Below are 15,056 nucleotides of genomic sequence, written 5' to 3'. Positions count from 1 at the left end.
CGGTCTGCCGGGCGGACATACGCAAAACAGCGTATGGGCCGTGACCCACCATCAAGCCTAGCCTTCCCCTCGGTCGAGCACGGCCGCCAACCGGCAGAGCCGTGCCGAGACAAGATACAGGGGTTGAGGCACGATGGCGGACGACAAGAAGGGCCTGGACTCGGCCCTGCGGCGCAAGCTTCTCATGGGTCTCGCGGGGCTTCCCGCGCTGGCGATGATGCCGCGGATGGCGTTTGCCGCCGCGCCGACCTCGGCCGTCAACACGACCGGGCTCGCGGTGACCGATAGCGAGGTCACGGTCGGCATCCTGCACTCGGCCACCGGCACCATGGCGATCTCCGAGACCGGCTCGATCCAGGCCGAGAAGCTCGCGATCGCCCAGATCAACGAGATGGGCGGCGTGCTCGGCCGCAAGATCAAGGTGATCCAGGAGGACGGCGCCTCCGACTGGCCGACCTTCGCCGAGAAGGCCAAGAAGCTCCTCGTCAACGACCATTGCGCCGCGGTGATGGGCTGCTGGACCTCCGCCTCGCGCAAAGCCGCGCTGCCGGTGTTCGAGCAGTATAACGGCCTGCTCTACTATCCGACCTTCTACGAGGGCCTGGAGCAGTCCAAGAACGTGATCTACACCGGCCAGGAGGCGACGCAGCAGATCCTCGCCTCGCTCGACTGGGTGGCGAAGGAGAAGGGCGCCAAGTCCTTCTTCATGGTCGGTTCCGATTACATCTGGCCGCGCACGTCGAACAAGATCGCCCGCAAGCACATCGAGAACGTGCTCAAGGGCACGGTCGCCGGCGAGGAATACTTCCCCCTCGGCCACACCCAGTTCAACTCGGTCATCAACAAGATCAAGCTCAAGAAGCCGGACGTGATCTTCGCCGACGTGGTCGGCGGCTCGAACGTCGCCTTCTACAAGCAGCTCAAGGCGGCGGGCATCGACCTCAACAAGCAGACCCTGCTGACGATCTCGGTCACCGAGGACGAGATCGACGGCATCGGCGGCGACAACATCGCCGGCGCCTATTCCTGCATGAAGTACTTCCAGTCGCTGAAGAACCCCAACAACGAGAAGTTCGTCTCCGCCTTCAAGAAGATGTGGGGCGACAAGACCGTGATCGGCGACGTGACCCAGGCCGCCTATCTCGGCCCGTTCCTGTGGAAGATGGCGGTCGAAAAGGCCGGCTCCTTCGATGTCGACAAGGTCGCCGCGGCCTCCGCCGGCATCGAGTTCAAGGAGGCGCCGGAAGGCTACGTGAAGATCCACCCGAACCATCACCTCTGGTCGAAGACCCGCGTCGCCAAGGCCCTGCCGAGCGGCCAGTTCGAGGTGGTCTACGAGAGCCCCGAGCTGATCGAGCCGAACCCCTTCCCGAAGGGCTACCAGTAGTCGCGGACGCTCCGGTCCCCTCTCCGTGCGGGAGGGGAGATCCACGACATGACGGGCGTGGCCCGACACTTGCTGCGCCCTCCCAAGACATTCCGCCGGAGTCAAAAGCCATGTTCGGCGACTATTCGCTCGCAGACCTCAGCTCGATCTTCGTGATGCAGGGCTTCGCGGGCCTCATCCTGTTTTCCGTTTACGTTCTGATGGCGCTCGGGCTGGCGATCATCTTCGGCCAGATGGGCGTCATCAACATGGCCCACGGCGAGTTCATGATCCTGGGTGCCTACGTCACCTATCTCTGCTCGACCTTCTTCCAGACCTACCTGCCCTCGCTGTTCGGCGTGTACTTCTTCGTCGCTATGGCGCTGGCCTTCCTGGCCTCGGGGGCGATGGGGATGCTGGTGGAATGGGCGCTGATCCGCCACCTCTACAAGCGGCCGCTCGACACCTTGCTCGCGACCTGGGGCCTCTCGCTGATCCTGCAGCAGGCCTACCGCACGATCTTCGGTCCGCGCGAGGTCGGCGTCGAACTGCCCTCGTGGATGATGGGCTCGATCCCCGTCACCGATTCCATCGAGGTGCAGATCAACGGCCTGTTCGTGATCGCGGTCACCACCGTCATCACCGTGGGCGTCGCGGTGCTGATGTACCGCTCGCGCTTCGGCGCGCAGATCCGCGCGGTGATGAGCAACCGCCCGATGGCGGGTGCCGTCGGCATCGATACCGAGAAGGTCGATCGCACCACCTTCGGCCTCGGCTGCGGCATCGCCGGCATCGCCGGCTCGGCCTTCACGATGATCGGCTCCACCGGGCCGACCTCGGGCCAGCTCTACATCGTCGACACCTTCCTGATCGTGGTCTTCGGCGGTGCGGCGAGCCTGCTCGGCACGATCGCCTCGGCCTTCTCGATCTCGCAGACCCAATCCACCCTCGAATTCTTCCTCTCCGGCTCGATGGCCAAGGTGCTCACCCTGCTCGCGGTGGTGGGAATCCTGATGCTGCGGCCGCAGGGCCTGTTCACCCTCAAGGTCCGTCGCTGAGGAGCGCGCCCCGATGACGAACCAGAAGACAAGTCCCATGCAGTCCCTGTCGAAGGCGGTCACCGTCAACGACAACCCCTTCATGAAGCCGGTCGAGTGGGTCAGCCTCGCGCTGCTGGCCGGCGTGATCCTCGTGGTCCTGCCGCTCGTGCTCGACGGCTTCCGCCTCAACCTCGTCGGCAAGTATCTCACCTACGCCTTCGTCGCGCTGGGCCTCGTCATCTGCTGGGGCTATGCCGGCATCCTCTCGCTCGGCCAGGGCGTGTTCTTCGGGCTCGGCGGCTACTGCATGGCGATGTACTTGAAGCTGGAGGCGTCCAGCGTCGAGAACACGAAGATCCAGTCGACGCCGGGCATTCCCGACTTCATGGACTGGAACCAGATCACGGAGCTTCCCTGGTTCTGGCACCCGTTCCAGAGCCTGCCGCTGACGCTGCTCCTCGTCGTCGCGGTGCCGGTGGCCTTCGCCTTCCTCATCTCGGTGGCGATGTTCAAGCGCCGCGTCGGCGGCACCTACTTCGCCATCATCACCCAGGCCATCGCCGCGATCCTGACGATCCTGATCGTCGGCCAGCAGGGCTATACCGGCGGCATCAACGGCATCACCGATCTGCGCACCCTCCATGGCTGGGACATCCGCCAGGATAGCGCGAAGTACATCCTCTACTTCGTCAACGGCGGCCTGCTGATCGGCTGCATCCTGATGGCGCAGTACGTGAAGAAGTCGAAGCTCGGCCGCATCCTCGTCGCCATGCGCGAGAAGGAGGACCGGGTCCGGTTCTCGGGCTACTCGGTGGCGGGCTTCAAGGTCTTCGCCTTCTGCCTCGCGGCGGCCTTCGCGGCGATCGGCGGCGCGATGTTCACCCTCCAGGTCGGGTTCATGTCGCCCTCCTTCGTCGGCATCGTGCCCTCGGTCGAGATGGTGATCTACACCGCCGTCGGCGGGCGCCTCTCGCTGTTCGGCGCGGTCTGGGGGACGCTGCTCGTCAACTTCGCCAAGACCTCCTTCTCCGAGTCCTTCCCCGACATGTGGCTGTTCGGCCTCGGCGCCCTGTTCATCGCCGTGGTGCTGATCTTCCCCAACGGTCTCGCCGGCATCTGGCGCGAGCACATCGAACCCCGCCTGTTCCGCAAGGCCAAGGGTCTGGCCCCCGTCGCCGGCCCCGCCCTGCCCCACGGCACCCCGGCCGAGTGAGGACGAAACCCATGAACGCGGCCATCCTCCCTTCATCCGCTCCGATCGGCACGCCCGCTGACGAGAAGGACTTCCTGCTGGCGGTCGAGGCGCTCACCGTCTCCTTCGACGGGTTCAAGGCAGTCAACGACGTCTCGTTCTACGTCGATCCGGACGAGATCCGGGTCATCATCGGCCCGAACGGCGCCGGCAAGACCACGGTGCTCGACCTGATCTGCGGGCGCACCCGTGCCAGCTCCGGCTCGATCAAGTACAAGGGCCAGGAACTGACGAAGCTCTCCGAGAGCGCGATCGTCCAGGCCGGCGTCGGGCGCAAGTTCCAGACGCCCTCGATCTACGACGACCTGACGGTGTTCGAGAATCTCGAGATCTCGTTCCCCCGCGGCCGCTCGGTGTTCGGGGCGCTCACCTTCAAGCGCGACGCCGAGGTGCGCGACCGTATCCACGAGATCGCGCAGACGATCTTCCTGAAAGATCAGCTCGACGAGCGCGCCGAGTTCCTGAGCCACGGCCAGAAGCAGTGGCTGGAGATCGGCATGCTGCTGATCCAGGACCCGGAGCTGCTGATGCTCGACGAGCCGGTGGCCGGCATGAGCGTGGGCGAGCGCATCAAGACCGCCGAACTCTTGAACCAGATCATCAAGGGCCGCTCGGTGCTCGTCATCGAGCACGACATGAAGTTCGTCGAGGACATCGCCCACCGGGTCACCGTGCTCCACCAGGGCAAGGTGCTCTCCGAAGGGTCGATGGAGCGGGTCAAGAACGATCCGAAGGTCATCGAAGTCTATCTTGGTCACTGAGGGCGAACGGATCATGCTCCAGACTTCCCCCTCCCCCCTCGTGCCGCCGGTGATGCCGGGCACCCAAGCCATGTTGTCGATCTCCGACCTCCACTCGGCTTACGGCCAGAGCGAGGTGCTGCACGGCATCGATCTCGACGTCGCGCCGGGCGAGATCGTCGCCGTGATGGGTCGCAACGGCATGGGCAAGTCGACGCTCATGAAGACGCTCATGGGCATCGTGCCGACGAAGTCGGGCAGGATCACCGTGGACGGCACCGACGTGACCGCCCTGAAGAGCCATGCCCGCGTGGCGAAGGGGCTGGCCTACGTGCCGCAGGGCCGGATGATCTTCTCCACCATGACGGTGCAGGAGAACATCGAGACCGGGCTCACCGTCACCGGTTCCCGGAAGGTGCCGCAGGACCTCTACACCATGTTTCCGGTGCTGCTGGAGATGAAGGGCCGGCGCGGCGGCAACCTCTCCGGCGGCCAGCAGCAGCAGCTCGCCATCGCGAGGGCGCTTGCCAGCAAGCCGAAGGTTCTGCTCCTCGATGAGCCGACCGAGGGCATCCAGCCCTCGATCATTCGCGAGATGGGGCGTACGCTGAAGAAGATTCGCGACGAGCGCGGTCTGTCGATCGTCGTCTCGGAGCAAGTGCTAAGCTTTGCCATGGACGTGGCCGACCGGGTTCTCGTGATCGAGAACGGCTCGATCGTCCACGAGAGTTTACGTGCCGACATCGACGAGGCGCAGGTCGCCCGCTTCCTCTCGGTCTGAGGATCTTCGTGATGGCCGATTACGAGATCTTCGAACTCGGCGACGTCGTCCTGCAGTCGAAGCAGACGATCCGCGGTGCCCGGCTCGCCTACAAGACCTACGGCACGCTCAACGCGGCACGAGACAACGTCATCGTCTATCCCTGCTGGTATTCCGGCACGCATCTGGAGAACGAATGGCTGATCGGGCCGGGCAAGGCGCTCGATCCGGGCCGTTACTTCATCATCGTGCCGAACATGTTCGGCAACGGATTGTCGTCCTCGCCGAGCAACACGCCCGCCCCCTTCAACGGGCCGCGCTTTCCCAAGGTCACGGCCTACGACAACGTGGTGCAGCAGCACCGGCTGGTGACGGAGAAGTTCGGCATCGAGCGGATCAAGCTCGTGACCGGCTGGTCGATGGGCGCGCTCCAGACCTTCCACTGGGGCGCGATCTTCCCCGACATGGTCGAGCGCATCCTGCCGTTCCAGGGCTCGGCCAAGTGCTCGCGGCACAACTTCGTCTTCCTGGAGGGCGTCAAGGCGGCGCTCCAGGCGGATGCCGCCTTCGCCGACGGGTTCTATGCCGAACAGCCGCAGAAGGGCCTGCGCGCCGCCGCCCGGGTCTATGCCGGCTGGGGCTTCTCGCAGACCTTCTACCGGGTCGAGGCCGACCTGAAGCAGATGGGCTACGCCTCGCTCGAAGACTTCCTCGTCGGCTTCTGGGAAGGCTGGCTGTTGGAGAAGGACGCCAACAACCTGCTCGCCATGCTCTGGACCTGGCAGAACGGCGACATCTCCGCCAACGACCTCTACGGCGGTGATTTCCGGAAGGCGCTCGGCGCGATCAAGGCCAAGGCCTTCGTGATGCCGGCCTCGACCGACTTGTATTTCCCACCCGAAGACAGCGCCATCGAGGTCGAGCATATGCCGAACGCCGAGCTGCGCACGGTCGAGACCTATTGGGGCCACTTTGCCGGCGGCCCCGGCACTTCGCCCGAGGACATCAAGGTGTTGGATGCGTCGCTGAAGGAGCTGCTCGCCAGCTGAGCCATCCGCGGGGCGCCCCGGCGCCCCGCCCGACCCGATCCGGCGCCGACCCGCGCCGGATGAACGAAGAACGACAACAACGATCCACGCGGGCGGCCGGACCGATACCGGACACGCAACGGGGACGGCTGCCTGAATTCCGGACAGTAAAGGAGAAAAGGAAATGCCCGAGACTCTGATCAAGGTCGATCTCACGCAGTCGGCCTATGACAACGACATGGTGCACAACCGCTGGCACCCGGACATTCCGATGGTCGCGACCGTAAAGCCGGGCGACGACTTCATCGTCGAGACCTACGATTGGACCGGCGGCTTCATCAAGAACAACGATTCCGCCGACGACGTGCGCGACATCGACCTGTCGATCGTGCACTTCCTGTCCGGCCCGATCGGCGTCGAGGGCGCCGAGCCCGGCGACTTGCTCGTGGTCGATCTGCTCGATATCGGCGCCAAGCCCGAGAGCCAGTGGGGCTTCAACGGCTTCTTCTCGAAGAACAACGGCGGCGGCTTCCTCGACGAGCACTTCCCCCAGGCCCAGAAGTCGATCTGGGATTTCGAGGGCATGTTCACCAAGTCGCGCCACGTGCCCGGTGTGCGCTTCCCCGGCCTGATCCATCCGGGTCTCATCGGCTGCCTGCCCGATCCGAAGATGCTGGAGACTTGGAACACCCGCGAGAAAGCGCTCTACGACACCAATCCGAGCCGGGTGCCGGCGCTGGCCACCCTCCCCTTCGGCCCGACCGCGCATATGGGCCGGCTGAAGGGGGACGCGAAGGACAACGCTGCGGCGACGGGCGCCCGCACGGTGCCGGGACGCGAGCACGGCGGCAATTGCGACATCAAGGATCTGTCGCGTGGCTCGAAGATCTACTTCCCCGTCTACGTGCCGGGTGCGGGCCTCTCGATGGGCGACCTGCATTTCAGCCAGGGCGACGGCGAGATCACCTTCTGCGGCGCCATCGAGATGGCGGGCTGGGTCCACCTCAAGGTCAGCCTGATCAAGGACGGCATGGCCAAGTACGGGATCAAGAACCCGATCTTCAAGCCGTCGCCGGTCACCCCGAAATACGACGATCACCTGATCTTCGAGGGTGTCTCGGTCGACGAGTACGGCAAGCAGCATTACCTCGACGTGACGGTCGCCTACCGCCAAGCCTGCCTCAACGCGATCGAGTACCTGAAGAAGTTCGGCTATTCGGGCGCGCAGGCCTACTCGATCCTCGGCACCGCCCCGGTCCAGGGCCACATCTCCGGCGTCGTCGATATCCCGAACGCCTGCGCCACGCTCTGGATTCCGACCGGCATCTTCGACTTCGACATCAACCCGTCCGAGGCCGGGCCGACGAAGTTCCTCGACGGCTCGATCCAGATGCCGCTCTCGCCGGATCTTTGATCATGCCCGTCTACGATTACGCCTGCGAAGCCTGCGGTCCCTTCACCGTGCTGCGCCCGATGGCGCAGTTCAAGGACCCGCATGACTGCCCGGATTGCGGCGGGGAATGCCAGCGCGCCTTCCTCACCGCCCCGCGGATCTCCGGCATGGATGCGGGCCTCAAGGCGGCCCACGCCACCAACGAGCGCAGCCGCCACGAGCCGCGGCGCTCCCGTAGCCATGGAGCCGGCTGCGGCTGCTGCTCGCCGAAGAAGACGGCGGCCGCACCCGCGGCGGCCAAGAGCTTCCCGAACGCGCGGCCCTGGATGATCAGCCACTGATCGAACGGCCGCCTCGGCGGCGGGCGCCCGGTGTGCCCGCCGCTCCCCCTCCGGGAGGAGGAATCGAACCGAAGAACAGCTCCGTGAGGGAGCCGCCGGCCGCGACACGACAAGCGGGACGAACCCTGTGGGCAGGTCGGTGCAGAGGACGGGTTGGGGACTGACGATGACGAAACGAGTGACACAGACACGGCCGAGGCGCAGTCGCGGCGTGAGAATCGGAACGGCGGGAGCCCTGCTGGCGGCAAGCCTTACCACGGCGACGGGCGCCCTTGCGCAGCAGGCCTCTCCGGTGGGTCAGTTCAACGATCAGACCCAGCCGCGCACCGATCCGGCCATTGCCGAGAAGGCTACCGATCCCGTCCGCGTCGGACCGCTCGCCCCCTGGGCCACCCACATGGCCGAGCGCGGGCTCACCTTCGACATCAACATCTACAACTTCTACCAGGCCAACCCCTCGGCCGGCCTGCGCACCGGAGAGCAGTCGAACTCGACCTACTTCGTCCTCTCCATGACCGCCGACATGCAGCGCATCGCCAACATCAGTGGCGGCACCATCAAGTTCACCCAGACCTTCTTCGGCAACGTCCGCAATCTCAACATGGCCGCCGATATCGGCGACACCACGGTGGGCTACCAGCCGCCGTTCAACCCCAACAACAACCGCCTCTCGCTGCTCACCTACCAGCAGAAGCTGCTCGACGACCGCCTCGTCATCGAGGTCGGCCGCACCCACCCCGACCGCTACTACGGCCTGCCGCCGTGCAACTCGATCAATTCCTGCTTCCAGGACCTGTTCTACATCAACGCCGGCTTCACCTCGCCGCTCTACGCCGTCTGGGGGGCGAATGCCGCCTACCAGCTCTCGCCCACGAGCTACGTCCAGGCCGGCGCCTTCTCGGTGAACCCCGGCACCAACGCGCTCTCGGGCTACGATTTCGGCTACGAGCGGCTCTCGGGCGCGCTGGTGATGACCGAGATCGGCACCAAGACCGACTACACCATGACCGCCTATCCCGGCCGCGCCTCGCTCACCGGCTTCTTCAACACGGCCGATCACGACGACAACTTCAAGACGGTGTTCGGCACCTCCAAGGGCCTGAACCCCGGCGCCCCGGTGCTGCAGAAGAACGGCACCTCCGGCATCGTGCTCACCGGCACGCAGACGGTCTGGCGCGCCGATGGCGGCCTCGTCGCCAACCCGCACCCGACGTCAATCTCGCTCTACACCGGCACGGGCTATTCCTTCGACCCGACGGTGCCGATCCGCTTCAACTCGTTCGTCGGCGTGCGCCTCGACGCGCCCGACCAGAGCCGGCCCAACGACAGCTACGGGCTGAAGATGAACTGGCAGCGTTTGTCGGAGAACTACACGCAGTTCTTGTCTGACGCGAACTTCATCTCGGGCGGCTCGGGCGCCCCGTATTCGCGCGACAAGTTCGTGTTCGAGGCCAACGCGCACTTCGATGTCGGCGCGGGCGTGATCATCGAGCCGGTGGTTCAGTACGTGGTCAACCCGAACACGTTCTGGAACCCCTTCACCGCGCGGCGCGCCAAGGACGGCTTCTACGCCGGCGCCACCCTCGTCGTCCCGCTCGGCACCCTCCTCGGCCTCGCACCGGGCTGAGCGGCGGCCCTACCCCACGAAGGCGGGCCGCGCGGGACAAAGGCGCGGCCCCTCCCCACAACGAACCGGAGGAACGACGCCATGATGCACGGTGATATCTCGTCGAGTCAGGACAGCGTCGGCGTCGCCGTCGTGAACTACAAGATGCCCCGGCTGCACACCAAGGCCGAGGTGTTGGAAAACGCCAAGAAGATCGGCGACATGATCATCGGGATGAAGGCCGGTCTGCCGGGCCTCGATCTCGTGATCTTCCCCGAATACTCGACCCACGGGATCATGTACGACGCGGGCGAGATGTACGAGACCGCCTCGTCCGTTCCCGGCGCCGAGACCGAGGTCTTTGCCGATGCCTGCCGCAAGGCCAAGGTCTGGGGCGTGTTCTCGCTCACCGGCGAGCGCCACGAGGAGCACCCGAACAAGGCGCCCTACAACACGCTCATCCTGATGAACGACCAGGGCGAGATCGTGCAGAAATACCGCAAGATCATGCCCTGGACCCCGATCGAGGGCTGGTATCCCGGCGACCGCACCTACGTCTCGGACGGTCCCAAGGGGCTCAAGATCAGCCTCATCATCTGCGACGACGGCAACTATCCCGAGATCTGGCGCGACTGCGCCATGCGCGGCGCCGAACTCATCATCCGCTGCCAGGGCTACATGTACCCGGCCAAGGAGCAGCAGGTTCTGATCTCGAAGGCGATGGCATTCGCCAACAACACCTACGTCGCGGTCGCCAACGCCGCCGGCTTCGACGGCGTCTACAGCTACTTCGGCCACTCGGCGATCATCGGCTTCGACGGCCGGACGCTCGGCGAGTGCGGCGAGGAGGAGATGGGCATCCAGTACGCCGCACTCTCGAAATTCCTGATCCGCGACTTCCGCGCCCACGGCCAGTCGGAGAACCACCTCTTCAAGCTGCTGCACCGCGGCTACACCGGCATGATCAACTCGAAGGAGAACCGGCACGGGATGTCGGAATGCCCCTACGACTTCTACCGCCGCTGGATCGAGGACCCCGACGGCACCCGCGACGCGGTGCGTGCCATCACCCGCTCCAGCGTCGGCACCGAGGAATGCCCGATCGAGGGCATCCCCTTCGTCGGCAAGGGCGAGGGCCCGCCCGACCCGCGCTGAGCCCGGCTTGGGCTGAAGCGCCCCGTCACGCGGCCGAGCGCCCTCCACCCGGACCGGGTGGAGGGCGTTCTCCGTCCGGTCCAAAACCAGCCGGTCAGGTCACACCTTGCGCCAAGGTTCAACGACAGGATCGATCATGGCAAGCAAAATCCGTGATGGTTGAGCTGTCCGGCTCATACGGATCAGCAGGTTTCGAATGTCGTCATAATCACTGATGGGAGCGATATTGCTCGATATCCATCCAGTTTCGTTCGATGCAACGTAGGTTGCCGCGATTGAGCCGGCTTAAGTCCGTGCACCCCATCAGCTTCATGCCGCGTTCGATCTCGCTGCGCAGGAGGTCGAGGGCGCGCTCGACACCCGGCTGACCGGCTGCGGCGAGGGGGAAGAGATAATAGCGGCCAAGGCCGACGGCCTTGGCTCCCAGGGCGAGAGCCTTGAGCACATGGGTGCCACGCTGCACGCCTCCGTCCATGATCACGTCGATCCGGTCGCCAACGGCGTCCACGATCTCCGCCAACTGGTCGAAGGCCGTGCGCGAGCCGTCGAGCTGGCGCCCGCCGTGGTTCGACAGCACGATGCCGGTGCAGCCGATCTCGACCGCGCGCTCGGCGTCCTCGACCGACATGATCCCCTTCAGGCAGAACTGGCCGCCCCACTCGCGAACCACCTCGGCGACGTCGTCCCAGGACATGGTGGGATCGAGCATCTCGGTGAAGTAGCGGCTGATCGAGAGGGCGCCGCCATCCATGCCGACATGGTTCTCCAGCTGCGGCAGCCGGAAGCGCTCATGGGTCAGGTAGTTGATCGCCCAGGCCGGCTTGATCGCGAACTGGGTGAGGCCTGCGAGATTCAGGCGGAAGGGGATGGCGAACCCCGTCCGCTTGTCGCGCTCGCGGTTGCCGCCGGTGATGCTGTCGACGGTCAGCATCATCACCTCGATGCCGGCCTGCTTGGCGCGGGCCATCATCTCGCGGTTCAGGCCGCGATCCTTGTGGAAGTAGAACTGGTAGACCTGCGGCCCGCTGCTGATCCGGCGCGCCTCCTCCAGGCTCACCGTGCCGAGGGAGGAGACACCGAACATCGTGCCGAACTGGCCCGCCGCGGCCGCGACCGCCCGTTCGCCCTGATGGTGGAACAGGCGCTGCAGGGCGGTGGGCGAGCAGTAGACCGGCATGGCGAGCCGCTGGCCCATCACGGTCACGGACATGTCGACCTCGCCCACGCCCCGCAGCACGTTGGGGACCAGATCGCAGGTATCGAAGGCGCTGGTGTTGCGACGCAGGGTCACTTCGTCGTCCGCGCCGCCGTCGATGTAGTCGAAGATCGGGCCCGGCAGGCGGCTCTTCGCCATGCGGCGGAAATCGTGGAAGCTGTGGCAGTTCTTCAGACGCATCGCTGATCTCCGTGGGGATGCGGCCGCCCGTCGGGGCGCTCCGTCGGGAAATGGAGAGGCCGGGCGTGGCGCAGGCGCCGCCCGGCCGGCCGGTATCAGGGTGCGAGGACCGGGAGGGGCGTCGCCGGGACCAGGGCGGTGAAGGGCGGCACGTAGGCTTGCAGCATGACCAGTACGCCGACGAGGCAGGCGAGCGCGATCGAGTGGAAGAACACGTAGCGCAGGATCTTCGCCTCGCCGCCGTACCACTGCGTCGCGGTGGAGGCGACGACGATGGATTGGGCGTCGATCATCTTGCCCATCACGCCGCCCGAGGAGTTGGAGGCGGCCATGAGGACGGGCGACAGGCCGAGCTGCTCCGCCGTGATCTTCTGCAGGCCGCCGAACAGCACGTTGGAGGCGGTGTCGGAGCCGGTGAGCGCGACGCCGAGCCAGCCGAGCAGCGCGCCGAAGAAGGGATAGATCCACCCCGTCTGCGCGAAGGCGAGGCCCAGCGTCGCGTCGGTCCCCGAGTAGCGGGTGACGTAGCCGAGGGCCAGCATCGCCGAGATCGTGACGAGGGAGTAGCGCACGATGTAGGCGGTGCGCCCGTATTCCCGCAGCAGCCGGAGCGGGCTGAAGCCGAGGACCAGGCCGCCGACGAGGGCCGAGAGCAGGATGCCGGTCCCGGTCGCCGAGAGCAGGTTGAGGGTGTAGATCGCGGCCTCGCTGTGGGCCTGGGCCACGACCGGCGGCATCTTGACGACGAGGTTGTGCAGGTAGGGCACCGGCATCCGCCAGATCCAGACGGCGTCGAGCCAAGCGCGGAATTGCGGCGCGCCCCAAGCGAAGACGAAGACCGAAAGGATCAGCCAAGGCAGCCAGGCGCGGAACACCGTACCCACCGAATGGCTGTGGCGGGCCGGGATCGTGGTCTGATCCGCGGGCATGTCGGTGCCGGTGGAGGTCCAGACCCGCGCCGGCTGCCAAACCCGGAGGAAGCCCGCGAGCGCGCCCATGGAGCAGATCGCCGCGACCACGTCCACGAGCCAGGGGCCGTGGAAGTTCGAGACGAGATATTGCGGCACGGCGAAGGAAAGGCCGGCGACGAGCAGTGCCGGCCAGACCTCCAGCATGCCCCTGCGGCCGGCAAACGCCCAGATCAGCCAGAATGGCACGATGACGGAGAAGAACGGCAGCTGGCGCCCGATCATCGCCGAGAGCTGGATCAGGTCGAGTCCGGTGACCGCGGAGAGGGCGATGACGGGAGCGCCGAGCGCGCCGTAGGCCACGGGTGCGGTGTTGGCGATAAGCGAGAGGCCGGCCGCGGCGAGCGGGGTGAAGCCGAGCCCCATCAGCATGGCGGCGGTCACCGCCACCGGGGTGCCGAAGCCCGCCGCGCCCTCGAAGAACGCGCCGAAGGAGAAGGCGATGAACAGGAGTTGCAGCCGGCGGTCCGGGGTGATGCCGGCGATGGAATCGCGCAGGATGTCGAACTGGCCGGTCTGCTCGGTGAGCCGGTAGAGGAAGATGACGTTGAGGATGATCCAGCCGATCGGCAGCAGCCCGAAGGCAGCGCCGTAGGCGGCGGTGGCGCCGGCCATGGGGGCGGGCATGCCGAAGCCGAACACCGCCACCGCCAGGGCGACGGCGAGGCCGAGCAGGGCCGCCACGTGGGCCTTCATGTGCAGGAGGCCGATCCCGCCGAGCAGCACGACGATCGGCAGCGCCGCGAGCAGCGTCGACCAGAGCGTGTTCGACAGCGGATCGTAGACTTGGTTCCAACTCAAGGCGCGCGCCCTCCCGGTGAATGCGCATCGTCTTCACCTGGGAGCGGGTGAACGCGTCCCGGGGACGATGCCGTCGTTGCCGCGAACGGTGCCGGGCCTGCGGGCAGCCTGTTCTTCGTCCCGGGCCCCTGGCGTGCGGGCGCGGGACGAGGACTGCTCAGTCAGCGCCGTCGCTGGGATTCGGTAACTTGACGAGACCGAAGACGGGGTGCTGGTAAAATGAATTGACCAATATGGTCAATTGGAGATTGCGGTTGCCCAGGCTATTTCAGCGAGGCCGAGCCCCACGGGACTCGGCCGGGAGGGGCAGGGCATGGAGCGGAACGCGATCAAGGGGGAGAGTGCGGCCGAGAGCACGGCGCGCCACCTCAAGGACCTGATCCGCGAAGGCGGGATCAGCCCGGGCGACATGCTGCTCTCCGAGCGCGATCTCGCGCAGCGACTGGACGTGTCGCGCCCGACCCTGCGCCAGGGCATGAAGATCCTCGAAGACCAGGGGCTCCTCGTCGCGGCGCCGGGCGGGCGGGCCGTGGCGCCGCTGGGACGCGAGATCACCGACCCCCTGATCGCCCTGATCGCCTCCCACGCGGAGGTGGTGGACGACTTCTTCGAGTTCCGCGCCACGACGGAGCGGATGGCGTCGCGCCTTGCCGCGGCCCGGGCCAATGCTGTGGACCGGGCGCGGCTCACCGCCTGCATGGAGCGGATCGACCGCGCCCATGCGGCGGGCCAGCAGCACGAGGAGGCCGAGGCGGATGTCGATCTGCACATCGCGGTCTACGAAGCGAGCCACAACCTCGTGTTGCTGCACACGATGCGGGCCCTGTCGGGCATGCTGCGCCAGGGCGTGGTCGAGAACCGCGAGGCCTTGTTCGCCCACCCCGAAACGCGCGACCAGTTCCGGGCGCAGCACCGGGCGATCTACGAGAGCGTGATGGCGGGCGACGTGGAGGCAGCGGGCGAGGCCGCCGAGACCCATATCCACTACACGCACGAGGCCCTCACCGCGGTGCGGGCGGCGGACGCGCGCCTCCAAGTGTCCCTCCGCCGTCTCAGCGGCGGCCGTATCTCGGCCCGCCGGAAGGGCGAGCGGTAAGTTCTGAGGCATTTTGGGAGCGCGACGCCCCCTTCCGTCGGTAAAAGCCGTCAGATCGCACCGCGCGGCGTCTGGATGCCCAGACGCTTGATGCGGCGGTCGAGCGTGGCCCGG

At 66.3% G+C, this 15,056-nt stretch carries 13 protein-coding genes; 11 read left to right on the top strand and 2 right to left on the bottom strand.

Annotated elements, in window-relative coordinates; all coding sequences use genetic code 11:
* Positions 1–133 precede the first annotated feature (133 nt).
* The 10 genes from urtA (at position 134) to Y590_RS15995 (ending at position 10,681) form a co-directional block, all read left to right on the top strand.
* Positions 134–1,387 carry an urea ABC transporter substrate-binding protein gene (gene urtA / locus Y590_RS16040; protein WP_060770728.1) on the top strand — a complete coding sequence of 418 codons (1,254 nt, stop codon included), beginning with the start codon at positions 134–136 and terminating at the stop codon, positions 1,385–1,387.
* A 110-nt stretch (positions 1,388–1,497) separates the two neighbouring features.
* Positions 1,498–2,424, top strand: a complete 927-nt coding sequence (gene urtB, locus Y590_RS16035) for an urea ABC transporter permease subunit UrtB (RefSeq protein WP_060770727.1) — start codon at positions 1,498–1,500, stop codon at positions 2,422–2,424.
* Between the two features lie 13 nt (positions 2,425–2,437).
* A complete protein-coding gene (gene urtC / locus Y590_RS16030; RefSeq protein WP_060770726.1) occupies positions 2,438–3,619 on the top strand; it encodes an urea ABC transporter permease subunit UrtC in 1,182 nt (393 codons plus the stop codon).
* A gap of 11 nt (positions 3,620–3,630) precedes the next feature.
* Positions 3,631–4,419, top strand: coding sequence for an urea ABC transporter ATP-binding protein UrtD (gene urtD, locus Y590_RS16025; protein WP_060770725.1), 789 nt, complete (start codon positions 3,631–3,633; stop codon positions 4,417–4,419).
* Between the two features lie 70 nt (positions 4,420–4,489).
* Positions 4,490–5,179, top strand: a complete 690-nt coding sequence (urtE, locus tag Y590_RS16020; RefSeq protein ID WP_060772322.1) for an urea ABC transporter ATP-binding subunit UrtE — start codon at positions 4,490–4,492, stop codon at positions 5,177–5,179.
* An 11-nt stretch (positions 5,180–5,190) separates the two neighbouring features.
* Positions 5,191–6,207 (top strand): alpha/beta fold hydrolase, encoded by a 1,017-nt coding sequence (locus Y590_RS16015; protein WP_060770724.1) that lies wholly within the window; start codon positions 5,191–5,193, stop codon positions 6,205–6,207.
* A 163-nt stretch (positions 6,208–6,370) separates the two neighbouring features.
* The gene (gene fmdA, locus Y590_RS16010; protein ID WP_060770723.1) at positions 6,371–7,600 is read left to right on the top strand and encodes a formamidase; all 1,230 of its coding nucleotides are present in this window, start codon (positions 6,371–6,373) and stop codon (positions 7,598–7,600) included.
* 2 nt (positions 7,601–7,602) lie between these two features.
* Positions 7,603–7,920 carry an FmdB family zinc ribbon protein gene (locus tag Y590_RS16005; protein WP_060770722.1) on the top strand — a complete coding sequence of 106 codons (318 nt, stop codon included), beginning with the start codon at positions 7,603–7,605 and terminating at the stop codon, positions 7,918–7,920.
* Between the two features lie 166 nt (positions 7,921–8,086).
* Positions 8,087–9,547, top strand: coding sequence for a carbohydrate porin (locus tag Y590_RS16000; protein ID WP_060770721.1), 1,461 nt, complete (start codon positions 8,087–8,089; stop codon positions 9,545–9,547).
* Between the two features lie 81 nt (positions 9,548–9,628).
* On the top strand, positions 9,629–10,681 hold the full coding sequence (locus tag Y590_RS15995; RefSeq protein ID WP_060770720.1) for an aliphatic amidase: 1,053 nt from the start codon (positions 9,629–9,631) through the stop codon (positions 10,679–10,681).
* A 208-nt stretch (positions 10,682–10,889) separates the two neighbouring features.
* On the opposite strand, the gene Y590_RS15990 is transcribed toward Y590_RS15995, so the two are convergent.
* Both Y590_RS15990 and Y590_RS15985 read right to left on the bottom strand, forming a co-directional pair.
* Positions 10,890–12,077 carry an alpha-hydroxy acid oxidase gene (locus Y590_RS15990; protein ID WP_060770719.1) on the bottom strand — a complete coding sequence of 396 codons (1,188 nt, stop codon included), beginning with the start codon at positions 12,075–12,077 and terminating at the stop codon, positions 10,890–10,892.
* A gap of 95 nt (positions 12,078–12,172) precedes the next feature.
* Positions 12,173–13,846, bottom strand: coding sequence for an L-lactate permease (locus Y590_RS15985; protein WP_060770718.1), 1,674 nt, complete (start codon positions 13,844–13,846; stop codon positions 12,173–12,175).
* 313 nt (positions 13,847–14,159) lie between these two features.
* Here Y590_RS15985 and Y590_RS15980 point away from each other — a divergent pair, with 313 nt between their 5' ends.
* Positions 14,160–14,942 (top strand): FCD domain-containing protein, encoded by a 783-nt coding sequence (locus Y590_RS15980; RefSeq protein WP_060770717.1) that lies wholly within the window; start codon positions 14,160–14,162, stop codon positions 14,940–14,942.
* Positions 14,943–15,056: the final 114 nt, after the last annotated feature.

Origin of the sequence: Methylobacterium sp. AMS5 (assembly GCF_001542815.1) — a bacterium.
Taxonomy (GTDB): Bacteria; Pseudomonadota; Alphaproteobacteria; order Rhizobiales; family Beijerinckiaceae; genus Methylobacterium.
The sequence above is the reverse complement of the archived record's forward strand: the minus strand, read 5'-3'. Positions and strand labels throughout refer to the sequence as shown.